The organism is Stenotrophomonas sp. TWI819 (assembly GCF_039673075.1).
Classification (GTDB): Bacteria; Pseudomonadota; Gammaproteobacteria; order Xanthomonadales; family Xanthomonadaceae; genus Stenotrophomonas; species Stenotrophomonas rhizophila_B.
In genome coordinates this window covers 309,310-335,108 of record NZ_JBDJKY010000001.1, presented here as the reverse complement: position 1 = coordinate 335,108, position 25,799 = coordinate 309,310, and the positions used below count along the sequence as shown (strand labels likewise).

At 67.5% G+C, this 25,799-nt stretch carries 11 protein-coding genes; 6 read left to right on the top strand and 5 right to left on the bottom strand.

Annotated features, from left to right (window positions below):
• The first annotated feature begins 56 nt into the window (after nt 1-56).
• The 3 genes from ABE463_RS01470 to ABE463_RS01460 are packed head-to-tail and all read left to right on the top strand — an operon-like array spanning nt 57 to nt 1,897.
• Complete coding sequence (locus ABE463_RS01470) at nt 57-1,097, top strand: ribonucleotide-diphosphate reductase subunit beta (RefSeq protein ID WP_346466995.1); 1,041 nt, start codon at nt 57-59, stop codon at nt 1,095-1,097.
• Nucleotides 1,098-1,109: 12 nt separating this feature from the next.
• Nucleotides 1,110-1,574: a flavodoxin gene (locus ABE463_RS01465; RefSeq protein WP_346466994.1), complete on the top strand. Its 465-nt coding sequence runs from the start codon at nt 1,110-1,112 to the stop codon at nt 1,572-1,574.
• A complete protein-coding gene (locus ABE463_RS01460) occupies nt 1,568-1,897 on the top strand; it encodes a thioredoxin family protein (RefSeq protein ID WP_346466993.1) in 330 nt (109 codons plus the stop codon). The genes ABE463_RS01465 and ABE463_RS01460 overlap by 7 nt, the downstream gene beginning before the upstream one ends.
• Before the next feature lie 44 nt (nt 1,898-1,941).
• Here the strand turns inward: ABE463_RS01460 and ABE463_RS01455 are convergent, their stop codons facing one another.
• From ABE463_RS01455 to ABE463_RS01435, 5 genes are all read right to left on the bottom strand, one after another.
• Nucleotides 1,942-2,253 (bottom strand): DUF3817 domain-containing protein, encoded by a 312-nt coding sequence (locus ABE463_RS01455; RefSeq protein WP_346467164.1) that lies wholly within the window; start codon nt 2,251-2,253, stop codon nt 1,942-1,944.
• A 113-nt stretch (nt 2,254-2,366) separates the two neighbouring features.
• The gene (locus ABE463_RS01450; protein WP_346466992.1) at nt 2,367-3,977 is read right to left on the bottom strand and encodes a ShlB/FhaC/HecB family hemolysin secretion/activation protein; all 1,611 of its coding nucleotides are present in this window, start codon (nt 3,975-3,977) and stop codon (nt 2,367-2,369) included.
• A 20-nt stretch (nt 3,978-3,997) separates the two neighbouring features.
• Nucleotides 3,998-20,884: a leukotoxin LktA family filamentous adhesin gene (locus tag ABE463_RS01445; RefSeq protein WP_346466991.1), complete on the bottom strand. Its 16,887-nt coding sequence runs from the start codon at nt 20,882-20,884 to the stop codon at nt 3,998-4,000.
• 100 nt (nt 20,885-20,984) lie between these two features.
• On the bottom strand, nt 20,985-21,740 hold the full coding sequence (locus ABE463_RS01440; RefSeq protein WP_346466990.1) for a SapC family protein: 756 nt from the start codon (nt 21,738-21,740) through the stop codon (nt 20,985-20,987).
• Between the two features lie 171 nt (nt 21,741-21,911).
• Nucleotides 21,912-22,673: an SDR family oxidoreductase gene (locus ABE463_RS01435; protein WP_346466989.1), complete on the bottom strand. Its 762-nt coding sequence runs from the start codon at nt 22,671-22,673 to the stop codon at nt 21,912-21,914.
• Between the two features lie 105 nt (nt 22,674-22,778).
• Here ABE463_RS01435 and ABE463_RS01430 point away from each other — a divergent pair, with 105 nt between their 5' ends.
• From ABE463_RS01430 to ABE463_RS01420, 3 genes are all read left to right on the top strand, one after another.
• The gene (locus ABE463_RS01430) at nt 22,779-23,687 is read left to right on the top strand and encodes a LysR family transcriptional regulator (RefSeq protein ID WP_259259916.1); all 909 of its coding nucleotides are present in this window, start codon (nt 22,779-22,781) and stop codon (nt 23,685-23,687) included.
• Nucleotides 23,688-23,821: 134 nt separating this feature from the next.
• Nucleotides 23,822-24,604: a DeoR/GlpR family DNA-binding transcription regulator gene (locus ABE463_RS01425; protein ID WP_346466988.1), complete on the top strand. Its 783-nt coding sequence runs from the start codon at nt 23,822-23,824 to the stop codon at nt 24,602-24,604.
• Nucleotides 24,605-24,629: 25 nt separating this feature from the next.
• Nucleotides 24,630-25,769, top strand: coding sequence for an MFS transporter (locus ABE463_RS01420; protein WP_346466987.1), 1,140 nt, complete (start codon nt 24,630-24,632; stop codon nt 25,767-25,769).
• The last annotated feature ends 30 nt before the right edge of the window (nt 25,770-25,799 follow it).

The window sequence follows — 25,799 nt, the reverse complement described above, 5'->3', positions numbered from 1 at the left end:
TGCCGGCCGCTGGCCGGCAACTCGCACTGCCCGAAGAGAATTAAGGACACACCCCCATGGCCATCCCCCTCGAACGCATCAAGATCCTCGAACCGCGCCACCCCAACCGCTCCACCGGCATCATCAACGGCCGCACGAGCGGCATCCTCAACTGGAACGACATCCCCTACCCGTCCTTCTACCGGGCATACAAGGAGCTCTCGACCAACTTCTGGATCCCCGACGAAGTCGACATGAAGGGCGACGCACGCCAGTACGGCGAGCTCAACGCCCGTGAGAAGAACGCCTATGACTCCATCATCGGCCTGCTCGCCACGCTGGATTCGCCGCAGACGCGTTTCATTTACAACGTCGCCGAGTACATCACCGACCCGGCTGCGCATGCCAATGCCGCGATCATCGGCCAGCAGGAAGTGATCCACAACGAAAGCTACAGCTACGTGCTCGCCTCGATCGCCGGCCTGGCAGACCAGAACCGCGTGTTCGAGATCGCCCGCACCCACCCGACCATCCTGGCCCGCAATGCGCCGATCATGCAGTCCTACGACGACTTCATGCGCGAGAAGACCGCCGAGACGCTGATCCGTTCGCTGATCCAGTCCTCTATCCTGGAAGGGATCAACTTCTACTCCGGCTTCGCGTTCTTCTACAACCTGGTCCGCCAGAACCGGATGACCGGCACCGGCAAGATCATCAGCTTCATCAACCGCGACGAGCTGGCCCACACCAAGTTCATCAGTGAGCTGATCCGCGCCATCATCGGTGAAAACCAGGCCCTGCAGGGTGACCAGCTGACCGCTTATGTGCACGAGGCGTTCGAGCATGCCATCGAACTGGAAACCCGCTGGACCGGCGAAGTGCTCGATGGCATCGACGGCATCGACGTGGACGAGATGATCCGCTACGTGAAGTACCGCGCCAACAAGATGGCCGGCATGCTCGGCATCGAGAAGCTGTACAGCGAGACCAACGTCAACGTGATGCCGTGGATCAAGGCCTACGCCGACAACTTCACCGAGACCAAGACCGACTTCTTCGAAATGCGCAACGCCAGTTACAAGAAGACCAACGCGGACAACGGATTCGATGATCTGTAAGGAGGCATGGCGATGCACATTCTACTGGCCTTTGCCTCGCTGAGCGGCAACACCCGTGAGGTGGCTGCGCTGATCCGGGCGCGCTGCGAAGCCCTGGGGCACCGTGTGGACTGGGCCGACGTAGATGCCGTTGACGTGGCCGTGGCGCTGGCGGGAGAGCCGCCTGCCCTGTGTCTGGTCGGTTCCTGGACGGACAACGCCGGGCGTACCCCGGCGGAGATGAAGGACTGCGTGGCCGCGCTGCGTGATCGCTTCGGGCTGCCACTGCCGTTCCCGGTGGCGGTATTCGGTACCGGCGAGACCCAATGGGGCGAGGAGTACTACTGCGGCGCCGCCCACCGGCTGGCGCGGTTCTTCGGCGCCCCGTACCCGGTGCTGGAGATCGAGCAGATGCCGCACGGCGCCGAAGACACGCACACCATCCACCACTGGGCCGACACCGTGTTGGCCCTTATCGAGACCCCGACACCATGCTGACCCTGCACGCCCAGACCGCTGAGGATTACCACGCCGCCCTGCGCGAGCACCCGGCCCTGCTGGTGGATTTCCATAAGCACGACTGCCCGGGATGCCGGATGCTGGAGATGTCGTTGGCCAGTGTCGCTGGCGCCATCGCGGATGCGGGGATGACGGTGTTGAAGGTCAAGCTGGAAACAGTCGGTGAGGGATTGTTCCGCGAACTGGGCCTGCGGCAGACGCCGACGCTGCTGGTGGTGCGCGACGGTCACGAAACGGCGCGGCTGGCGGGGTTCCAGTCGCCGAAGCAGATTCTGGCGGTGTTGGGGCTGGGTGACGCCTGAGCCAATGAGGCCCCTGCAGTGGCAGAGGCCTCATTGCGCGTGCGTTATCGCACCGATGCCGACAACAGCCCACGACGCTTGAACCACCACTCCAACGGCAGCGTCACCAGCGGCGGCACCGCAGCAGCCAATGCCAGCAGCGCGGCCCACCACGGCCAACGCAGGCGGATTGCAGCGAGCACCGCCACCACCACGTAGACCATGAAAGCCACGCCGTGCACCGGGCCGAAGATCTTGACCCCGACCGGGGTCGGATCGGCCGCCTGGTACTTGAAGTACATGCCGATCAACAGGCCGGCCCACGTCAGGGCTTCGACGAAGGCGACCGTGGCGAACACGCGGCCCATGGGGCTGATTGGCAAGGCACGCTTCAAGATGGGCTCGGGGTCGTAACGGAAAGGACCCGCATCATAGCCAGCGAACGGTTCTGATGCGAATCATTCTCAGCATGCAGCGCCGGCCCTGCCGATCACCAGCGCGCACTGATGCGGAAGTCAGCGCGCAGGCTGTCATCGTCCTGCAGCACTTTGTCCAGTGGGTGGCCCAGGTCAAGGCTGTAGCTGTAGCGCTTGGCGAGCTGTCCATTCAGGCCGACGCCGACGCTGCTGATGCTGGCCGAGGTGGGATAGTCGCCACGCACCTCGCCGTGATCGAAGAACACGTAGACATCGTGCGCCTGCCGATAGGGCCGGTGGAGTTCGACGCTGCCGAAGTAGCCTTTCACCCCGGAGAGGGTGCCGCGAACATAGCCACGCACGCTGCCGATGCCGCCCACCTGGAAGAGGTTGCTTGAGGGCAGGAAGTCGCCGTTGCTGAACTGCCATCCCAGCTGTGCCCGGTACAGCAGGCCGCTGCTGCCGATGCGCTGGGTCCAGCTGGTGGATCCGTTGGCGGCCGTGAAGGCACGCCCTTCGGCCAGCGTCTCATCGGTGCGGATGCGCGACACGCCCTGATAGAACGTCCAGTCGTAGCCGTCATTGCGGTAGCCGGTGCTGACACCCAGGGTCACCGTGGTCGAATCGACCTCCGACACCCGCACATCACCGATATCGGACACGGAGTTGCTGCGCGAGACGTTGGCGATGGTGGACAGCAGCCAGTTCGGCGTGGCCACCCACGGCTGGGTGAAATCCAGACCATAGCTGGTCGACTCGCCAGTGATGTCCAGGGCGCGGTAGGCACCGTCGATGATGTTGATCTGGCTGCGCGACACGCTGGCGCCGACACGGCCGTTGCGCGTGTTGACGATGCCGGAGTAGCCGATGCGCCCTTCCAGGCCACCGCGCGACCACGCCACCGAGCCGGCCAGCAGGTCACTGATGCCCGCCAGACCCCAGAACTGGCCATGCGCACCGTAGCGCTCGCGGCCGGTGGTCTCTACGCCGGAATTATCGACGAACACGCCCCAGTTGCTTCGGTCCGGCACCTCCGCCAGCAGCACGATATCGGTCTGGCCGGCGGCCTGGCCGGGTCGCATCAGTGCGCGCACCTGCAGATCGGTGGTGCGGTTGAGGTAGATCAGCTCATCGCGCAGGCGATCGCTGCGCACCACCTCCCCTACCGGCTGCCGCACCCGCCGCTCGACAAAGCGCACCGGCACCCTGCCCTCCCCGGTCACCTCCAGCGTACCCAGCGTGCCTTCCAGCAGGGTGACGTCAACGCGCCCCTCGTTGATCGACTGCTCGCGCAGAAGCGCGCGTGCCGTACTGATCCCGGCTGCCTCGTAAGCCGCATTGACCTCGGCCACCAGTGTCTCCAGCTCGGCCAAGTGGACCTCGCGCCCCTGGTAGCGGGCGGCGATCGCATCGAGCGTGGTCTTCGGCAGCAGCGCCGATGGACTGAAACGCACCTCGTTGAGCACGAAGCTGCCACGGACATCGGCCAGCCCGCGTTGCCCGGCCGGCGGAGGCGCCGGCTGCACCGGGTCCACCACCGGGCGCTCCGGCTGCAGCGGCTGGCGCTGCTCGTAGTAGCCGTCAATGCGCTGTGCGGTGTCCTTCCCCGCGGTGCCACTACTGTTCTGCGCATGTGCAAGACAGGGCAGCAGCGCGCTGCCGATCAGGAACATCCCTCGGTACATGGTGTGTTTTCCGTCGTTCATCAGTTGGGCGCCCCGAGGTTGACCGCGCCGCCCAGGGCCGGAACCACCACGTCGCGGGCGTTTGCTTCGTCACCTTCCGCGGGCGCACGGGCGGGTACCGCCATCTCCGGCGAGCAGAGATTGAGCATGCGGCCCAGGTAGCGCACCGCGCTTTCGCCCAGGTAGGCCGGCCCGGCCTCGAGGTGGTCGCGGTTGTAGTTCGGGCTGCTCACCGCGACCCCATCGTTGAACCGCAGCACATAGGCGTCGGTATCCAGCAGGCGGCCATCGGCCGCCAGGTGGAAGCGACGGTTCAACTGCAGCAGCTGTGCGTCCGCCGGGCGCAGCGCCGGGCTGGTGTTGTCCATCAGCACGCGCAGCGCCGGAGTGGTCAGCGTCATGGTGCGTTCGACATGGCCATCGGCGATGGCGACCTTCGCCGAGGAGGACGTCAGCTCTGCCTCCATGGCCCGCAGCGCATCGATCAGCCAGGCATCGCGCGGCTGAACGTCCACCACGATCCGGCGGGCGACACCGTTGCGGTAGCCGGTCAGGGTGGTCGTCAGCAGGCCTGGGCCAGCGTCCGACTGAATTACCTGCGCCTGCACCTCATCGGCGGCCAGGTTCAGACGGGTATCGACCATCGCCTGCGCCAACGACAAGGTGTCACGTGCGGCCAGCTGTGCAGATCCCGCCTCCAACCGCCCACCGGTCAGCGAACCGGTCTGGGCGTCCATGTAGGCCGTGGTGCCGGCGCTGGCCCGCTCAAAGCCGATGCTGCCACCCGCAATGATCGACTGTGCGCCACCACTGCGACCGTCACCGAAGTGGATATCCCGACCCGCCTGCAGCGCTGCATCACCGCCGGCCTGGTACACACCCCATTGCTGGGTGCCGCCGCTGGTGGCCACCAGGTCGCTGCCGGCGCTGGCCGCTTCGATCCGGATATCGCCCGCAGCCTGCACCTGCAGTGCCCTCCCCGCGTCCACCTGCCGGCCCTGGACATCCGAGCCGCGCGATGCCAGCGCGATGCCGCCGGCCGCCTGCAACGCATCGAACCGCAGCGCCTCGGTGGACGTCAGTCCAAGATTGCAGCCCACGTTGAGCGTGCCGATGACCAGTGCGACACCGGCATCGCCACGGAAGTTGCAGCCCACGGTCACCTCATCGGCGGAAAGCTGGGTGCCTGCGAGCCAGTCACCATCCACACCGATCACGGCCGTGCCCACATCGATGGACTGGCCGGCGCGCAGGATCATCGAGCCGTCGACCGCCGCGCTGCCGAGGGTGATGGCGCCGCCCGCGTTGAGTACCAGTGACTGCGCGACCGTTGCATTGCCAAGCTGCACATCCGTGCCGCCATCCACACTTGCCTGCCCCCCTACGGCGGCATCGTCGATGGCCAGCAGACCTCCAGCGTTCGCGGTGAGGTCGCCGTTGCTGGTCAGCTGCTGGATCTGCAGCGCACTGGCTGCATCCAGCTGCATCGCCGCCCCGGAGGACAGCGTCTGCGCTACCAGCGTGGCACCGCTAGCCGCGCTCATGGCGCCCTGCGCCTGCAGTTCGCCAATGCCCAGCGCCCCGCCGCTGCGAAGCTGCGCATCGCCACCGACCGTGCCGGTACGCATATCCAGCGCCCCGGCCGCCGCAACGTTCAGCGACTGACCGATCACCGCCTGCGCCAGGCGTACATCCGCGTCGCCTTCAAGGCGCGCATCGCCATCGGCCACCAGGTCGCTGACGGCGAGCAGCCCGCCTGCCGTGGCGGCCAGATCGCCCCCGCTGCGCAGCTGCTGCACATCGAACGCATCGGACGCCTCCAGCTGCATCGCCGCACCGGAGGACAGCATCTGCGCTACCAGCGTGGCACCAGTGATTCCGCTCAGCGCCCCCTGCGCCTGCAGTTCGCCAATGCCCATCGCCCCGCCGCTGCGAAGCTGCGCATCGCCACCGATCCTGCCTTGGCCCAAGGTAAGTCCGCCGGCGCTGGTCACGACGGCATCCGCGCCAGCCTCCAGGTGGCCGATGTCGGCGGAGGCCGTTTCCAGCCGGACATCGGTTGCCGCATCCAGCAGATCCGCCTGCAGGTGCGCGTCGCTGTGCAGCGACAGCGCACCCGATGCGGCAACCACGTCGCCCACAACACCCCCGTTGGGGAGGCGCAGGTGGATGTCGCCGCGATCGCTGCGTGCCAGGACAAGCCGGCCGACATCGACCGTGAGGGCCTGCGCGTCACTCCCGATTCCCTCGCCCGCCTGCAGGCTGGCCAGCACGTGACTGCCGCCACCGACATTGACCGCGGCATCCCCATTGGAGTGGATACGACCGTCCGCGTCGAGCATCACGTTGCCGGTGGCCGTGTTACCGGTCACGGCCAGCTGGCCCACGCTGATATCCGCACTGGAACGCACCGCGACCACCCGGCCAGCACTCAACTGGCTTCCGGCGCCCATCGCGAAGCCGCCCGCGTCGATCTGCACGCTGTCGCCGGCGCTGACCTGCGCGCCTGCCGCCAGCGATGTGGCCTGCAGCGAGAGCAGCTGCAGGACCTGGTCAATGGCGGCATCCCCCAACTGCAGGCCGCCACCGGCGGCGACATTGGCGGAGGCAGCGCGCAGGTTGCCGATGCGGACGTCCCCCATCGGGGCGCTGACAATCGCTTCCCCCGCCGCCTGCACCGAAGCCAGGTCGACACCGTTGTACCCGGTGGCGCCCAGATCGCCACCGGCCTGCAACCGCACCGCGCTGAGCTTGCCCGCCGTGCTCATCAGCTGCAGGTCGCCCCCTGCGGTAAGCGTGCCGATCGGCATATCCACGTCGCTGGAAAGACGCACCTCGCCCCCCGCCTCGCCATCCAGCCGACCGCCGGCAACGATGCGCACGGCCAGCGAACCGCCGTCCTCGTCGCGGATGTCGTCGCGCACGGCGAGCTGGATGTCGCGCCCGGTCAGCGTGCTCACGCCCTTCAGGTACGACAGCAGGCTGCCGCCGCCGACGTCCAGTACGACGTCCTGGTTCGCCCTCACCAGGCCGATACGCAGGTTCCCGTTCTGCTGCGCCAGGCGCACGTGTTCACCGGCGTTGGCCAGCAGCAGCCGGCCGTTGATCTGCACGCGCAGCGGCTGACCATCGTGGCCCATGATGCTGCGCAGGGCGCTCAGGCTGAGGTCCCTGCCGATCCTCAGGGTCGCACCGGCCGCACTGCCACCGGCATCGGTGATATCGCCGTCACTGCCGATACGTACATCGCCACCGGCATCGAAGCTGTTCAGCGCCAGCGACGTGCTGCCATGCAGGTAGGCATCGCCCCCCACATCGGCCTCGATCCCGCCCGTGGCTGCCAGCACCACCGGAGCCGTGCTGCGGATCCGCAGCGAGACCACCACGGCACCGCCGCGCACCTGATCGGGCGTGAGCACATTGCCGGCCGCGTCGAGCATCTGCACATCGCCGGGCGTGGTCGCAAGCCGCATGGCCAGCATCGCCTCGGCACTGAGGTTGCCGCTGTTCACGTCGGCCAGGCTGACCGTGTATTCCTTGTCCAGACGGCCCAGGTCATCGCGGGCATGCAGGCTGACATTGCGCCCGATGATGACCGGTTCGGCATTCAGGGCCGAACCGGTGGAGGGTTCCAGCGCATTGGCGTTGAACACGTAGCGCAGCTGGTCCTGGCTCCACTGTGAGTCAGCCGTCATGCCATCCAGAAGCGCTGCCTTGCGTGCGGCGACCATCGCGCTGTCGCCACCGCTGGCAGTCAGCTCATAGCGGTACCCCGCGTTGAAGGACGCGAAGATCGCTTCCTGCTGCCAGCCGCTGCCGAAGGCATCGGTGAACACCGTCCCCAGACGGTTGAAGCGCTCGGCGAGGTAGTCACTTACCCCTGCATCGTCCAGGCTTCCGCCCCGCGCGGCTTCTGCCATGGAGCGGAACAGGTTGATGGCAGTGCCACCGGCCAGGTAGCGCCCATCGACGACACTGCCCAGCGCGTGGAGCTGGAAGTACTCGGCGTAGCTGGCGTCGACCTGGCTCTGGTAGCTGACGATCGACTGCTGGCCGCCGCCCTGGAACAGCTTGAGGTTGTCGCGCAGGCTGGCCAGCTGCGCTTCGTTGAGGAAGCTGGACGAGGCGCGCTGGGCGCCGCTGTAGATCGAGCCCGAGGGTGCCTCGATCAGCACGTCACCGGCCAGCGACTCGATGCGCTGTACCCAGAAGTCGCCGCCGAGGTCGCGCAGCGCGATGTCACCGGTCGCCCGCGCCGAGATGAGCCCACCCTCCAGCACGCCGTCGCTGCGGGTACCCTCGCCGGCATCGACCACCAGGGGCCGGGAGAGCGAGCCGATGGCACCGTAGACGCTGTCCAGGGTGATGTCGGCACCGATGATCGACGCAGCATTGCCGGTGGCCGCACCTTCAATGTCGTACTTGGCGCGCAGCCACACATCGCCACGGCCGGTGCCACTGCCGGCGTTGATCAGCACCTTGGCTGCCGAATCCACGTCCAGCGCAATGTCACCGCCCGCACGGGCCACCAGGTTGCCGGCGGCCACGGTGGCGCCGTTGGCGTTGGTGTAGGACACCATCTGGACATCCAGCGGATTGGCGGCCTCGCCGACCTGGGCGCCGACAATGCTGCCGATGCTGCCGGCCGCGTCGAGGGTCAACTGATTCGTGATGATCCTGGCGTCACGTGATGCGCTGACGATGCTGCCGTTCTCGCTGGTCAGGAAGGTCCGGCCATCGGTGTTCTTCAGAACACCATTGATACGGATGGTCTGGCCGGAGTCGACGTCGAGCAGGCCTGCATCGTTGGCGCTGAAGTTGATGCCGATCCGGTTGTCGGCCTTGGCCGTGTTGGTGACCACCAGCGTGCCAGTGCGCGGGGCGCGCTGGTACCAGCTGGTGCGCCACGTGCCACCGTCATTGAACTCATTGCTACCCGGGAAACCGTAGTTGTAGCGGCAGCCACTTTCGTTTTTCTTCTCGCAGCGGTAGTTCACGCGTGAATCAAGGTAGCTGCCGAAGTCACCGGTCAGCTGCGACTCGAACACCGCCACGCCGCCTGCCTTGTTGCCGTACGTGACGCCTGAGGTTTCCCACTGCTGGCCGTTGAAGACGGTCTTGTTGTTCCCGTCCACCCAGCGCCAGTTCTCAGCAGTAAGCACGCCGTTATCGGACTGGATGTTGCGCGCGATGCGGGCCGTCTGTGTCCAACTCGCAAACATGCCGGCGCGCGGGTCATACGCGGTCGTGTTGCTGAGGGCCGATACCCCCGGGGCATCCCAGTTCAGGGCATTCACTCCGCCCTGATAGCCCTTCACGTTGCCGTTGCCGTCGCGCAGATACCACGAGGCGGTGTTGAGCTCACGGTCGCGGATGGTGATCTGCCCGGGCGCACCGTTGCCGACCAGGATGTTGCCAAGCTGCAGGCCCACATCGGCCAGGCCATTGTTGATGACCACCGAGCCCTTGCCACTGACCACATTGAGCGAGCCGGCGGTGGATGTGCTGACGATGCGGCCATCGAGGTAGATCGAACCGCCCCCGTTGGCCGAAATGTCCGGCACGATGAACTGGCGGTTGAGCGAATCGTACTTCAGGGCAATGCGGGAAGAATCTGCGCCGGACTTCGCCACGAACATGGCAGGCACATCGAAGATGCCCTTGCTCGCCTGGTTGTCCTTGCCGTCGATCCAGGCGCGCAACGCGCTGCTTTCGACCAGGATCGCCGAGTAGTCGACCGGCCGGCCCGCCTTCAGCGCGACGTTGACGTCGATGTAGTTGGCCGTGATCTTGATGCCACTGCCGGCGTTCACACCGCTGCCCGTGCTGGGCACCTGGCCAAGGCTGGCGTTGCTGACGTCGTCGGGCTGCGTGGTAAGCAGGGTGCGCAGATTCCGGGCATTCACCTTTGGCAGGTAATTGGTGTCCTTGTGGCTGTACCGCGATACCACGCCACCGTCGTAGTACTGCCCACCCAGCGCTGAAGCGGTGCAGTCCTTGTCGCCGATGCGATAGCGGCATGCACCAAACACCAGGATGCTGGGGTTGTTGACGTCGTTGCCGGTGCCATACAGCAGATAGTCGGTCAAGCTCATGCCGGCCGCGGCGGCCGCTGCGCCGTACTTCGCGTTGGCGATGTACGCCGCGGCGTCGTCGGCATTGGTGATGCCCGATGCCACGCTGTGGCGTGCCCACAGCGCGCTCACCACACTGCCGTACCAGTTTTCCGAGCCCCGGTTGTAGCCGACCTCACCGTTGGGCGCATTGATCGTCACGCTTTCGGCGAGCTGCTCGCCCCAGCTCTGGATGTTGCCGAGCGCGTTGTACATGTCCAGCTCGCCGCCCGTGACCGAGATCAGCCCGCCCGCACCGATCGCAGCGGTGCCGGTGGTCGCCTCGTTGCGGATGCTCACCAGCGCATTGCTCTGACCCGGGTTCTGGCTGACGCCGATGCCCAAGGCCTGGTTGCTGTTGCCGGTGAACAGCACGTTGCCGCCGCTGTACTCCGGTACGAGGATGTCACCGGCCAGCAGCAGGTTGTCGGTACTGCGGTTGGTGATGGTGATCTTCGGCGCGCCCTTGGCGGTGACCGAGCCGCCACCGCGGATGTTGCGGCCATACAGGATCACATCGCCGCCGGCCGCATACAGGTCGCCGATGGTGTGGGTGTAGAGCGCATTGCCGGCGATCGCATCGAAATCGTGGATGCCCGACGCGTTCAGTCGCGCCTTCAGCGTGCTGCTGAGCTCGCGCTGGGTATCGAACGGCAGCACATCGCCGCCCGCGCCGCTGCTGGTCAGCTTGCCATTGGCATCGATCAGGATATCCAGCACGTTGTAGCGCCCGGCAACGACGCGGCCATCGATCAGCACATCACCGCGGGTGCTGCCACCACTGCGGCTGTCGCGCACGGTGACCGGAATGAACCCCAACTGGTAGCCGGTGGCGGCGCCATCGGCGTTGCGGAAAACATTTTCACCGTAGGCACCGAGCGACACGAATGCGCCGCTGAGCAGCTCACTGCCCGCGGCCAGAGCGGTGCTCGCGTTGCTGTCCACCGTGGAGGACGCCGAGGAATCCGGTACCGCGATCAGCCCGCGGCTGTACCCCTGCGAGACCGCATTGGCGGCCAGGCGTGAGGTCCAGCCATTCATGCCGTCCTGGCCGGCGGAGACGAAGGCGTTGTGCAGCGATTCCAGCTTCGCGCCGCGGCCGACATTGACCTGCTGGTCCACTGCCAGCGCCACGTCCGCGTCGGAGATGCCGACCGCGGCCAGCACACCCCAGGTGTTCACCAGCGCGGTGGCGCCGATGTCGGTCGCGGCGTAGGTGCCGACGTTGAGCATGTAGCTGCTCTGCAGGCGCGCATCATCGCCGATGTTCACGCGGTTGCCGAGCACCGCATTGGTGCGTGCTTTGACCACGGCGGCATTGATTGCCCCGCCGGTGGTCAGCCCCGCCCGGTCATCGGTGTTCGCACGGGTGTTTGCCACGATGTCCAGCGCGCCACCATCGCCCGGCGTCGGTGCGACACCGGCGCGCAGCAGGGCGCCCTTGCCGATATCGATGGTGCTGCTGCCATCCAGCCGGGTGACCACCTGTGCGGCACTGCCACTGAGGACACCGCCGCCGGCCGCGCTGGCGGCAAGCTCGCTGCCCAGCGTGCCGGTGTAGTTGTTGTCGGTGCGCAACACCAGCGATCCGGCCGAGACAATCTGGGCATCCTCGTCCACCCGCAGCGCGACGGTCGCGTCCGCACGGTTGTTCACGTTGGCGCCACTGGCGTTGAGGACGCCTGCGCTGGTGCTGTTCGCGCTGCCCGCGTAGTTGCTGTCGTGCAGCGCCCGGGCGTCAAGGCGGCTGACATCCAGCACGGCGTTGCGGCCGATGGACAATTGCGTGGTGCTGTCGGTGTGCGTCGCTGCCAGCGCGGCGTTGCCCGCAATGAGCCCGCCGGTGCCCGCCGTGGCGTTGGCGCGATTCTCGTCCTTGCCGCTGGCGGCGAGCGTGGTGTTGCCTGCGTACAGCAGGCTCCCGGCCCCCACGGTGACGCCGGTGGTCGCCGAGGACCGCGCGTTGGCATCGACGACGCCAGCGGCCAGCAGCCCCGCCACGCTCAGCCCGGTGGCATCGGCATGCTGATTGCTGTTGTTGACTGCGCGCATCGCGATCGTGCCGCCGCGCGCATAGTCGATGATGTTGTTTGTGGAATAGGCCTCACCCTGCACCACCACGTTGGACCCAAGCGCTGCCTGCACCGCGTTGGTGCTGGCAGCGGTGGCGAAGGCGCCGGCGCCTGCCAGATACAGGCCACCGGAACCGGCGACCGCGCGTGCATCCACGCTCCCGCCGTGGACGCTGGCGAGGATGTCCAGCCCACCGCGGTTGGACAGCACCACACCATTGCCTACATGGGCGTCCACCTTGGCACGGGAGGTGGCATCAGCGACCGCCGCACCGACCGCCAGCCCGCCGGCCAGTGCAGCACCGAAGGCCTCGGCCGAGACCTGCGGGGTGGCCTCGGCATGCACCTCAATGCTGCCGCCCACCCCGGATACGCGTGTCCGCTCGCCCAGCCAGGCGCGCACGTCGGAGCCATCGTCGGCCAATGCGACGGCGGCGCTGACGCCGGCCAACACGCCACCGGCCGCACCCCACGCGCCTGCATGCGCGCCGCCCAGCGAGCTGGCGGCGAAGGTCACGTTGCCAAAGCCGGCCAAGGTACTGTCGTTGTGCAACCACGCCTGGACGTTGGCGTTGCGTGCCGCGGTTGCAACGACCGCGCCGGCCGCGAGTGCACCGGCCGCCATGCCGGTGGCTGTCACATCCAGCGTGCTGGCATCGCTGGCACGGACCGCAAGACCCTGGCCCTGGCTGCCTGCCTGCAGGTCACCGGCCACCGTGGCCGATACCGTCTGTTCCAGGCGCGCCAAGCCGATGGCCGCACCGACGCCCACCAGGCCGGCACCGCCGGCATAGACGTCCAGACCTGCGGCCTTGCCTGCGCTGCCGTCGCCGGCGTTGGCGAGCACCGCGATGGAACCGGCCCGCGTGGTGTTCGCCGCCAGCACTGCCTCGGTGCTGCCATACAGGCCGGTCATGCCGAATGCGCCGCCCACGCCGAGGCCACCGGCGCCGAGGCCACCGACCGTGTTGCTGCTGCTCATCAGGGTCTGCGCGCTCAGCTCAAGCGCGCGTGCCTGCACGCTGCCGCCACGGATGCTGGCGCTCACCAGGTCCCCACGACCCTGCAGACTGCCGATGTCCACCTGGGCGCGGCTGTTCAGCGCGCCGGCGCCCTGCGCCCCAAGGGTGCCGTCCAGCGCGGCGGCGTCGATCTTCTGGCCATTGCCCAGCTGCTTCAGGCTGGCAAAGGTGCCCCCCAGTTCCGTATCACTGTCACCGCGGTCGCCGATGCCGGCCAGCAGCAGCCCGGCAGCGCCGCCGATGCCGGTGGTGGCGCCCACGCCAGCCGTCACGGTGACCATGTCCACCGCGCGATCGGAGAAGGCATTCACATCAATGCTCCCCGTGGTCGACAGCGTGCTGTCTTCCACGGTGGCCTTGACGGTGCTGCCAAGAATGGCCACCGAGGCGCCCGCACCTACACCGCTGCCGGCGATGCCCACGCCCACCGCACCGGAGTACGCGGACAGCCGCAGGATATCCTCGGCCACCACCGCCATATCGGTGGCATCCACCGAGGCCTGGGTGACCAGCGCACGGGTGTCGTTCTGCAGCAGGTGCACCTGTGCCATGCCGGCGATGCCGGCGGCGCCGGCACCCGCGCCGCTCACCGCCACGCCGTTGAAATCGGAGCGGCTGCGCGCGTTCACGTCGAGGTCGCGTGACACGAAAATGTTGGTCGCGCGCCCACGTTCGCCCACCTGCGCCAGCGTGGTTGCGGTGCCCATGTTGACCAGCGCGGTGCCGGCGACCGCCGCGCCCCCACCGACTGCGCCCGCGCCGCCGACCAGCGAGGCAGCGTTGTCGCTGTTGGCGTTCACCGCCAGGGAACCCGCCCGCAGGGTGCCGCCCAGCACGCTTGCGCGGGTATCGGTGGTGAAATTGTTGACCACGCCGGTGGCGGCGCCGCCGGTCAGGCCTGCGGCCGCGCCGACCACGATCGCCAGCGCGTTCTGGCTTGCATTGGCCTCCACGGTCACCGCGTCGGCAGCCGACAGGGTGGCGCCCTCGATGCTGGCACTGGCATGGCTGTCGAACAGGTTGGTCGACAGGGCCCCTGCGCCCGAGAATACGCCCGCGCTGGCGGCGATGCCGGCCACATAGTTGGCCGAGGCCACGTGATGGCTGGCGCGCACATCCACGCTCTGCTCCGCTGCGGCAAGACCTGCGCTGTCCTGGTCGGGGTCGCTGCTGGTGCCCAGCCCATGTTGGTTGATCCGTGCGTCCTTGATGATCGCGGTGGTACTGCCGGCGATGTCGTTGACGGCCGCCATCACCGCCACCGCACCACTGGCGATCGGGGTGGTACCCAGCGCGCCACTGACGCCGATGGTCCTGACCTGCTGGCGCGTGGCCGCATTGACCGCGATGCCATGCACGTCGATATGGCCGGTGCCCAGGTCCACGGTATCGAAGGCCATGCCGGCGGCGTCGGTGCGGGTGCTGTGGGTATTGCCCGCCGTGCGCCGGCCACTGTCTACGCCTGTCAGCGCATCTCCCAGGCCCAGCGCGGTCACGGCAGTTCCGGCACCGGTGATCGCCGCCTCGGTGCTGCCATCCACCAGGTTGACGACGGTACCCAGGCCGATGCCCGCGTTGACGCCCCCGCCGATGCTGCCGGCGTACACGTCAATCTGCTGCGCCTGCGCGGCGAGTACGCCAACGTTGTCCTGTGCCAGGACATTGGCGCCTGCTTCAATCCGTGCCGAGACGGCGCCCTTCATCCGGTTGACCGCCACCGAGGCTGCGCCACCGACCGCGCCGCCGCCGCCCAGGCCAGCGGCCACGGTGCGGATGCGGTTGCCCTGACCGCCGGCCTTTCCGGAGGCATCGGCCTGCACCAGCAGATTGCGGACATCCAGCTCCAGCGCACTGCCGGCCACCACCGCCGAGGTAGTGCCGCCGATATCGTTGTAGGCCACTGCCGCGCCCACGCCCACGCTGCCGCCGACCGCTGCGCCACCCGCCAGCGAATCGATGCTGCGCTCGTCACGGGCGCTCACCTTCACATCGGCCAACGCGTTGTGCAGGCTGCTGTCAGTAAGGCTGGCCTGGGTATCGGAATGGATCAGGTTGGTGGTGACACTGCCGGCCACCGCTGCCGTGCCCGCCCCCGCACCGGACACGGCCGCGGTACGCACCAGGCTGCGGTTGGCCGCATCGATGCTCAGCGCACTGGCGCCGCCCAGCGTGGCATTCTCCACCACGGCACGGGTACGGCCGCCGATGTCGTTGACGCTGCTGGCTGCGCCGATGCCTGCCGTCCCACCGGCCGACAGCGCGCCCCCCAACGAATAGGCCGCACCCGAGGTGTCGGCGCTGACGGACACCGCACCGGTGATGCCACTCCCCTGCCCGGTGACACCCCGCAGGCGGGCCTCGGTGATGGTGTCGATCAGGTTGGTGGTGTTGCTGCCGGCAATGGACGCGGTGCCCCCCAGCGCACCGGCAATGGCCAGTGTCTTGGTGGTGGCGGCCGACGCTGCACTGACATCCAGCGCAGTACTCACCTCCAGCGCGGTTCCATCCACCTCGCCCAGCGTGGTATCGCCGATGGTGGCCACGTTGATCGCCGCGCCGATCGCGGCGGTGCCGCTGCCGGCGACCGCACCGGCCAGTGTGTGGATACGCGATTCGTTGCTGGCGGCCACCTGCACGATGCCTGCCTGCACGCTGCCTTCCCGCAATGCGGCCTCGGCATGGTTGTCGATCATGCTCCAGCCCACCGAGCCTTGAATGGCGACATTGTTGGCTGCGCCTGCGGCAACCGCACCGGACAGGATCCTTGCGGCATTGGCGGCCTCGAGGTCGACCCGGCCGGTGCCGGCGGTCAGCTGCGCATCATCGACCAGCGCCAGCGTGGTATTGCCGATGTCATTGATGGTCAGCGCCGCACCCACGGCGACCTTGGAGCCCAGCGTTGCCGCCCCCGCCAGCGAGCCGATGAAGGATTCATCGCGTGCCTGCAGGTGAATGCTGCCCGCGTTGAGCTGTGCGCCATCCCGCGGCACCTGGCCCTGCGCGTCCGCCAGGCCACGGCCGACCAGCACCGACGTGGTGTTGCCGATGGCGTTGTAGGACGCACTGCCCACCCCGGTGAAGTTGCCAGTGCTGCCGCCGATGCCGGCACTCACTGCCAGGATGTCGGACTGGTCGCTGGCCGTGAGCGCAATGCGCCCGGCATTGAGCGTGGCATCGTTGACCGAGACGGTATGCGTGTTGTTGATGGTGTTATAGGCGAAGGCCACGCCGGCATTGTTGCCACCCACCTGGACCATCCCGGCAACGGCGATGATCGAGCTGCGGGCATTGTTGCGACCCGCCGCATCCACCCGCGTATCGTCCGTGCTCGCGGTATCGGCATTGGCATCCACCTCGATGCTGCCGATCCCGGCGCCACAGTAATCGACCGCAAAGCCCGAGCCGCAGCCGTCACCGGTGCCACGCACGTCGTCGATCGTCGCCGTCCCGGCGAAGGCTTCGATGTCACCACTGGCAGTGATGCGGCTGCCGCCGTCAATGCTGGCGGCGGTCTGGCTGGCGATCTGGTTGACCAGCACCGAACCGGCGATCGCCACGCCGTCGCTGCGCGTGGACGCCCCTCCACTGGCGGCCGCCGCCACGATCCGTGATGCATCGGCCGCACGCACGCGCACGTCCTGTACGCCTTCGATGTCGGCGCCACTGACTGATGCGCGGGTGCTGTCGCCCACTTCGGCGTACGTCACTGCCGCCCCCAGGCCAGCCTTGCCACCCGCATACAGTGCGCCACCCCCGTTGGCGATCTTGGAGGCGTTCACGGCCTTGACATCGACATCGGCGGCCGCGCCGCTCATGCCGCGGAGGCTGCCCCCGACGATGCTGGCGGCCGTATCGTTGTGGGACATCGCCACGGTCGCCGAGATCGCGCCGGCACCGGCCGAGCTCTGGTTGGAGGAGGCATTCACGCCCACGCTCAGCCCGACGTTGACCTGTTCGCTTTCGTTGCGTGCGGTCACCGTGACGGTGCCGGCATCCTCCACGGTACTGTCGCGCAACTGCGCGGTGGTCGTGTTCTGGATGTCACCGTAGGCCACGCCACCGGCCAGCGATGCGCTGCCCTGCGTGTTGTCCGACCCGGCCGCGGCCACCGACAACGCGCCGCTGACGCTGACCAGCAGCGTCTGGTTGGTCGCGGCCAGATCCAGCTTCAGGCCCTTGCCGCTGTTGTCCTTGATCACGGCCGAGCTGATGTCCGCCTTGGTGTTCTGCCGGGCACGATTCACCGTCGCACTGCCGGACAGGGCGATGCCGAACTTGGGTTGCGGCGTCTGCGCGCCCTGCCCCTGCCCCGGTGCTGCATTCCCACTACCCAGCAGGCCCTTGGCCTTGTCGAAGTACGCGGTCAGCCCGGCGCTGCCGTTGCTGTCTGCCTTGTTGGCCATGCCTTCCAGCGCGGTCACCTTGCCGAGCGCACGGGTCTTGAGTGAATCCAGGAAGCCAGGATTCTCCGCGTTCTGCTTTGCCGCCAGCTCGTCCTGCGCCTTCTGCAGCTGCTCGGACGAACTCTTGGCGACTGCGCCGGCTGCGGCCACTGCACCGGCCAGCCCGCCGCTGGTGGCGTTGACCGCCAGCTCACCCGTAGTGATCGCGCCTACCGGCGCCGTGCTGCTGCCGGTGGCGAAGGCTGCCGGCACCGCACCGATGAAGGCGCGGGTATCGGTATCCAACTGCTGGTAGGCAACGCTGGCCCCCACCGACACACTGTCGCTCATCGCAACCGCGCCGGCCACGGACCACACGAACAGGTCTTCATCGGCACGTACCCCGACCGTTGCGGCACGGATGTCGGCACGGTTGCTGATACCCGCCAGCGTGGTGCTGTCCAGGTCGAGCGCGGTGGCGGTTCCGCTGACACCGATGCTGCCGCCCTGGCCGGACTGCAGCGCCAGCGCCACCACGGTTTCCTTGTTGTCGGCCTGTACGGCCAGGCTGCCTGCACCGGCGTCGACGCGGACGCCATCATGGATGATCGCCGCCGCCGTGTTCTGATAATCGACGTAGCCAACGCTGCCGCCCAAGGCAGTTCCACCGTTGCCGACGTTGCTGTCCTTGAGGTTCTTCAATGCAAGATCACCGGCCGCGTGCAGCCCGGTGACGTCGGTGTTGGCGCGCACGGTGGTGGTGGCGTCAAAGGACCGGCTGCGCGCAGCGCCGGCATGGTCCTCACCCTCCAGCGCGGCGCTCCACGCCGCGCTACTGGTGTCGCGGGTGGTCAGCGAGGCGCCAGCGGCGACATCGGTGCGGGCGCTGTTGCTGGCCTTGAACCAGCTGACCGCGCCCCCGATGGCCACTTCCTCGGCCGAGCCCCGCGCCGCCGCGTACGAAGCGAACAGCTCCGACGGGTCGGTGATCAGGTCTTTGGCGGCGGAGATCGAGGCCTTGAACGCGTCGAAGCTGCTGAAATCCGGGACGGCACCGGTGAGCGCACTGAAATCACGCGGCAGGCGTACGTCCGACGACAATCCGATGCGTTGCGCCGCGAGCTCGGCCGAACTGCCCACCAGGGTCCGTGCCTCATGGGTGAGGTTGGCGATGTTGACCGCCCCGGACAGCGCGAACGCTGAACCGTCCGCGCTCTTGCCCTTGGCCAGCACGTTGCTCATCGCATGGTTGCCGATCTGTGCGTCGGTTACCTGGCTGTCGACCACGATCGCGCCGGCGCTGTCGACCTTGGTGCCCGCGCCGATGCTGGCGGTGGCCGTATGGTCGCCGTCGACGACGCTGATCGCCCCGCCGAGGCGGAAGGGCGACGCGGTGGTCGGGGTCGTCGCCGGCGGCGTGCTGCCACCGTCCTCGCTGCCGCTCAGCTTGGCGATGGCGCCGCCAATGCCGGCGCCGGCCAGCGACTGCGCCATGCTCATCAGGCCATCGCTGCCGCTGCTGATCGCTTCCACCTGTTCCTGGCCCGGCAGCGGTTCGCTCTTCGGGCCGGTGATCAGCGTGCTGGTCTTGTTGAGGCGCGTGATGCTGGCGGCCTGAACGGTGACATCGCCCGCCGTGGTGCGGGTATCACGGTCCAGGCGTGCTTCGGCCGCGATATCCTGCAGGCTGATCGCGCCGGCCAGGCCCACCGCGCCATTCTTGTCGGCGCGCGCCGTGGCGGAGGTGTCCAGGGAGACCGCGTTGACGGCGGAAACGTTGACGCTGGCGGCGTTGAGCGCTGGCCCACCGGCTTCAATCACCGCACGGGTGTCAACATTGACGTTGCTGATCGCCGCCGTGAACGCAGCCGTCGTGTTGTTCACCGCGAACGATTCGGCCGCAAGCTTCAGCGTCGTATCGGCATCGGCCTTCACCGCGACATCGCCGCCCGCTGCAAGCGTTGCGCCCGAGCGCACGATGGCTTCCGTGGTGGCGTTGATCTGCGCGTACGCCGCGCCGAGGCTGAGCAGGTGTTTTTTCGGAATCGTGTTGCCATTGGCATCCTTCACCGGGTCGCCGTTGGCATCGATCACCACATCGCCCTTCTCGTACGCCTTTCCGGCAGCAGAATTGTCGATGGCCTGCCGGGTGCTGGCGTGCAGCGTGATGTCATCGCGCGCGGTCAGCGCCGCGCTGTCCTTCACTTCCACCCGTGCCGTGGTGGAGCCGTGCAGGAACGAGATCTGTTCCCCCAGCAGCTTGTCCGCGCCGAGGTTCACCAGCGCGTCGCCGAGGTCCTTGAGGTTGCTGGAATCGGTGACGCTGTTGACGAGATCGGCCTTGAGCTCGTCGAATACCGCACCGTCCTTGTCGTAGCCGGAATCAATGACCGCAAGCGCGGTCAACTCGATATCGTCCGCCTCCAGACGTGCGTTGCCGCCCACCGTTACCGTTGCCTCGGCACTGCGCACACCCAACCCGGTATCGGAGATCGCCGCCGCGCGCAGTTGGATCCTGCCGCCCTCGTTGACCAGTACCAGCGGCTGCGAGGCGCCGGTATTGACGGCCGCCTCGATGCCCTGCAGATCGCCATTGGCATCGCGCGGGCCGGCCTGTACGAACAGCGTGCCGGTGACATCAATGGCCCTGGCCTGTACGCGGATGCCGTTGCTTGCGTTCACCGTCCCGTGCAGCGCCACCGTCTTGTCGGTGAGCTGACCCGGCGTCAGCGTGCCGTACATCAGGGCATCCAGGCTCTTTCCGGCGTTGAGGATGTCGTCGGCCGTGGCGCGGTTGGCCGTGGCCACCGACAGGGAGCCCACATTGAGCACGCCCCCGTTGCCGACCAACAGGCCATCCGGGGCGACGAAGAACACCTTGCCGCCCACCGCATTGGTCGATTCCAGCACGCTGTTGAGGTTGCCGTTGATGTACGCACGCGCGTCGGTGACCAGGTTGACCAGGTTGTGCACTTGGTTCGTACCCTGGGTGGGCAGCACAAGATCAACGGTCTGGCCGACGTCCACCCCGAATTCGCGGAAGGAATTGAAGGCGACCTGGTTGCCGGCGGCCCCCTTCACTGTGCCGGTGGTGACCCTCCAGCGCGGATCGCTTCCCTGCCGGACCACCTGGGTGTCGGTGCGACCATCGGTGACCATCGCACTGCCGTCATCGCCGGCGATCACACTGCCTGGCAACGCCAGCCCCAGCACGGAGCCGATGGCCACGGCCAGCCCGGCAGGGCGCAGGCGATGGGGCCCCAACTGCGCGTTACGCACGGCAGAGGACGGGCAGGACGAAGGGTCGCGATGGTTCATGGCAGGCTCCGGGCAGTGGCAGGCGGGGCAACCGCGGGCCAGCAAGGGTCGCGGCAAGGCAATAGATGCCTTGCCGCTCGGTGGCGTTACTGGGAAGGGATCAGTGCGTTGCGGCAGCGGCTGGACGGCTGTCCAGCGCGCGGCTGAGCAGCTCGACATTGCCCAGCGAAAGCAGATGGGCGTAGATCAGCCCGAGATCGCCCGAACGCGCCAGATCCTGGAGCGCCTTGCCCTTCAATTCGCGCAGCTTCTGCTCATCGACCACAAAGAAGCCATCCAGCGAGAAGCCCTCGCCCAGCGCGGTCTGCACGTTCACCTGCCGCGGCACCAGCAGCCCATGGCTGGCCAGCGCCGCACTGAATGCACGCGTACGCGCCAGATGCACCTGGTACTCCTGCAGGAACTGCAGTGCGTTGCTCAGCAGCGGGCTGTCCTTGCCCTCGTCATCGAACAGCGGCGCACCTTCCTCGCCACCTTCGCGGATACCCGCATAGGCCTCATCCAGGCAGACGGTGAAGTCGCTGCCCTTTTCATCGCGTTCGGCAAGCACGAAGGGATAGCGGCGCAGGAACGCCGGGACGTAGGCCCCTTCGGCCCAGCTGCCCTGCTCATCGACCATCAGGTTCTGGCCGGCACGCAGGCCCAGCAGTGCGGCGGGCACCACCGCGTCAGCGCTGTTGCCGGCGAACAGGATCGGGTACTCGCGGGCGACCGGCGCGAACTCCACACAGGCCAGCGGTACGGAATTGAGCGCGGTGGCGAAGGCGAAATCGCCTGGGGTGGCCACCACGCGGTGGTTGCGATGGGCAACGCGGTTGAGCTGGATCGGACGTTCGTAGATGAGCAGCTGCTTCATGGTGGTTCCCCCCGGAGTGATCAAAAAAGTGTCCCTTGCCTAATAACCGTGGAAAACAGCGCACGCCCATCAGCTAGCCGGCAACTCGTCACACTTTTTTAATGAACCCGTTCATAAACACACAGGGGACCACGCTCCTCTCTGATCGACGTCGTCGTCGCGGTCACCTCGTCAGACGAACATGCCGCCTGACGCTTCCACCCGCTGCGCGTTGATCCACGCGGTCTGCGGCGAAAGCAGCGCCACGGCGACGGGACCGATGTCATCCGGCTTGCCCGGCCGGCCCATCGCGGTGACCGAGGCCACCATCGCGTTGACCTGCGCATCGTCGCGCACGCGCCCACCGCCGAAATCGGTTTCGATCGCGCCCGGGGCGAGTGTGTTGGCACTGATGCCACGTGCGCCCAGCTCCTTGGCAAGGTAGCGGGTGAACACTTCGATGCCGCCCTTCATCATCGCGTAGGCCGAACTGCCCGGCAGCGAGAAACGCGCCAGCCCACTGGACACATTGAGAATGCGCCCACCGTCGGCGATCAACGGCAGCAGCGCCTGAGTCAGGAAATACGGCCCCTTCAGATGCACCGCGACCAGCGCATCGAACTGCTCGACCGTGGTGTCGGCGATCATCGCGTGCAGGCCTTCGCCGGCGTTGTTCAGCAGCCCCTGCAGGTGGGTTTCGCCCCAGCCCTCCAGCACCGTGCGGACCTTGGCGGCGAAGTCACCAACGCCAGCGCTGTCGGCCACGTCCAGTGGAATCGCCGCGGCACGGCGACCGAGCGCTTCGATCTGGGCGACCACCTCCTGGGCGGCCTCGGCCTGGCTGCGGTACGTCAGCACGATGTCGGCGCCGTCGGCCGCCAGCGCGAGGGCGGCGTTGCGGCCAAGGCCGCGGCTGCCACCGGTGATCAGGACGACTCGGGTTGCGTTGCTCATGTCAGTGCACCTGCGGTTGGGGGAATGGTTGCCAGCCTATTGTTGTTGCACCACCCGATAAATCGGCGGATGCTGATTTGACTATCCACGAATCGCGAACAATCCATGGATCGTCTCGACCACCTGCGGTGCTTTCTTCGGGTTGCTGAACTTGGCTCGTTCACCGGCGCTGCCGACAGCCTGGGCCTGCCCAAAGCCAGCGTGTCGCTGGCCGTGCAGCGGCTGGAAGCGGACGTCGGTGTGCAATTGCTGCACCGGACCACCCGCCGGGTGCAGCTGACCGCCGACGGCGCCCAGTTCCAGGCACGGGCGCACGATCTGCTGCATGACATGGACGATCTGCAGGGCATGTTCCGGATCGATACCGCTCAGCTCAAGGGGCGCCTGCGCGTGGACATGTCCAGCGGACTGGCCCGGCAACTGGTGATACCGCAGTTGCCTGCCTTTCTCGCCCAGCACCCCGGGGTGGAGATGGAAGTGAGCGGTACCGATCGCCGGGTCGATCTGATCCGCGAGGGGTTCGACTGCGTGCTGCGGGTCGGGCCGCTGGATGACAACACGCTGGTTGCCCGCCCGCTGGGACAGCTGCCGATCGTCACCTGCGCCAGCCCTGCCTATCTCGCGGCCCGCGGCACACCGACGACACTGGACGATCTGGCCGATCACGCGCTGGTTCATTACGTGGGAACCCTGGGTCAGCGTTCGCCAGGATTTGAGTACTACGATGGACAGACCTATCAAAGCCTGCCGATGGGCGGCGCGGTGACGGTCAACAGTGGCGAAGGCTATACCGCCGCGGCGCTGGCGGGGCTGGGCATCATCCAGGTGCCGTTGCTCGGCGTGCGCCAGGCACTGGCCTCGGGGACCTTGGTTGAAATCCTGGCCGACGTGAAAGCGGAACCGATGGCGGTCACCCTGCTCTATGCGCAACGCCGCCACCTGCCACGACGGGTGGCGGCCTTCATGGACTGGGTGGCCGGTGTCGTGCAGCGGGAGCTGGACCAGCACCGGTGATCCACTGCGTCCCGACGCCATGGCGCGCCGGGAATGAATGATGTGGTGTGGGCACTGGGAGCCGGTTTGCACGTTTCTGCACCCTTGCATAGAATCGGAACCTTCATGCATCGGTGCGGATCCCTCTTTCAGCCATGACGCCCTCCCCTGACACCCTCCCCAGCGAGCGCCAGCAGGCCATCCTGCAGCTGCTTCAGCAACAGGGCCGCGTTCTCTCAGCCCAGTTGGCCGTGGAGATGCAGGTCTCCGAAGATTCGATCCGCCGCGACCTGCGCGACCTGGCCCAGCAGGGCCTGTGCCGGAAGGTCTATGGCGGTGCGCTGCCCGCCACGCCGGCGTTCCCGCCCCTGACCGAGCGGCAAACCGTGCAGAAACGGCAGAAACAGGCACTAGCCCGCCATGCCGCCGAGCAGGTCCGCGCCGGTGACAGCATCCTGCTCGACGCCGGCTCCACCAACAGCGCCATCGCCGCCTGCCTGCCGGAGCACCACAATCTCCGCGTCGTCACCAACGCCCCGGACATCGCGTTGACCTTGATGGGGCGTGCCGGCATCGACGTCACCCTGATCGGCGGCCGGCTCGACCCGCGTATCGGTGCCAGCGTTGGCGCACAGGCGCTGGAGGCCGTCAGCGGATTGCGCGTCGATATCCTCTTCGTGGGCACCTGCGCGGTGGATGCGCAGCACGGCCTGTGGGCGGTGGACGGCGAAGAAGCCGCGCTGAAACGGGCGATGCTTGCCGCGAGCAGCCGTTGCATCGTGGTCGCCACGCGCGACAAGCTCGGCGCACAGGCCAACCATCGCATCGGCGCGGTGGAGGACATCGATGTGCTGGTGCTCGAGGCCGATACCCCGCAGCCACAGATCGACGCGTTCGCCCAGCGCGGCGTCGATATCCAGCTCGCCCCGCGACGCTGACCCTTTCCTTCGACCTCCACGACCGATGACGTCCATTCCGACACGCCTCGCGCGCGCGCAGCAGTACGCCACCCGTGCCGCTTTCTTCCTTCCCGGCTTTGCCACCGCTGCCTGGGCGCCGCTGGTCCCCTTCGCCAAACGCCGCACGGCCCTGGATGAGGGCTCGCTCGGCCTGGTCCTGCTTTGCCTGGGTGCCGGTTCCCTGCTGGCGATGCCGATTGCCGGGATGCTCGCCGCACGCCACGGCTGTCGCGCCGTCATGATCGCCACGCTGGTGATGGTGATCGCCAGCCTGCCCCTGTTGGCCATCGCGCCGTCACCCTCGACGCTGGGGTTGGCCTTGTTCGTGTTCGGCGCCGGGGTGGGTGCGTGCGACTGCGTAATGAACATGCAGGCAATCATGGTCGAGCGCGACAGCGGCCGACCGATGATGTCCGGCTTCCACGCCTTCTACAGCATCGGCGGCGCCGTCGGTGCAGGCGCGATGACCGCACTGTTGGCCCTGCACCTGTCACCGTGGCTGGTGTGCCTGCTCGCCTCGGCGGCGATCGCTGCCCTGCTGGCCATCTCGCTGCCGCACTGGCGTACCGACAAGGCGCTCAGTGATGCGCCGCTGTTCGCGGTGCCGCACGGGGTGGTGCTGGCGATCGGCGTGCTGTGTTTCGTGGCGTTCCTGGCCGAAGGCGCGGTACTCGACTGGAGTGCGGTGTTCCTGCATGAAGTGCCGCAGGTGGATCCCTCCCGCGCCGGGCTGGGCTATCTGGCCTTCGCCATCGCGATGACCGTGACCCGCCTGGTCGGCGATGGCGTGGTGGCCAGGCTGGGCCGGCATCGTTCAATCCTGATCGGCAGCCTGATTGCCGCCACCGGCTTCGCGCTGGCCACCTTCGCCAGCTGGCTGCCGTTTGCATTGTGCGGCTATGCGCTGGTGGGCCTTGGCTGCGCGAACATCGTGCCGGCGCTGTTCTCGATGGCGGGCAACCAGAAGGTCATGCCCGAGAGTCTGGCCATCCCGGCCATCACCACGCTCGGGTATGCCGGCGTGTTGGCCGGCCCGGCACTGATCGGGTTCGTCGCGCAGGCCAGCAGCCTGGTGTTCGCCTTCAGTGCGGTGGCGGTGACGCTGGTCTGCATCGGCCTGGCGGCACGCTGGGTGCGGGCCTGACGGGCATGCCGTACAGGGGCGTTACCATCG

What these genes read in the sequence shown, in the direction of transcription:
- ABE463_RS01470 (WP_346466995.1), top strand. Translation starts at nt 57, where the DNA reads ATGGCCATCCCCCTCGAACGCATCAAGATCCTCGAACCGCGCCACCCC.
- ABE463_RS01465 (WP_346466994.1), top strand. Translation starts at nt 1,110, where the DNA reads ATGCACATTCTACTGGCCTTTGCCTCGCTGAGCGGCAACACCCGTGAG.
- ABE463_RS01460 (WP_346466993.1), top strand. Translation starts at nt 1,568, where the DNA reads ATGCTGACCCTGCACGCCCAGACCGCTGAGGATTACCACGCCGCCCTG.
- ABE463_RS01450 (WP_346466992.1), bottom strand. Translation starts at nt 3,977, where the DNA reads ATGTACCGAGGGATGTTCCTGATCGGCAGCGCGCTGCTGCCCTGTCTT.
- ABE463_RS01445 (WP_346466991.1), bottom strand. Translation starts at nt 20,884, where the DNA reads ATGAACCATCGCGACCCTTCGTCCTGCCCGTCCTCTGCCGTGCGTAAC.
- ABE463_RS01440 (WP_346466990.1), bottom strand. Translation starts at nt 21,740, where the DNA reads ATGAAGCAGCTGCTCATCTACGAACGTCCGATCCAGCTCAACCGCGTT.
- ABE463_RS01435 (WP_346466989.1), bottom strand. Translation starts at nt 22,673, where the DNA reads ATGAGCAACGCAACCCGAGTCGTCCTGATCACCGGTGGCAGCCGCGGC.
- ABE463_RS01430 (WP_259259916.1), top strand. Translation starts at nt 22,779, where the DNA reads ATGGATCGTCTCGACCACCTGCGGTGCTTTCTTCGGGTTGCTGAACTT.
- ABE463_RS01425 (WP_346466988.1), top strand. Translation starts at nt 23,822, where the DNA reads ATGACGCCCTCCCCTGACACCCTCCCCAGCGAGCGCCAGCAGGCCATC.
- ABE463_RS01420 (WP_346466987.1), top strand. Translation starts at nt 24,630, where the DNA reads ATGACGTCCATTCCGACACGCCTCGCGCGCGCGCAGCAGTACGCCACC.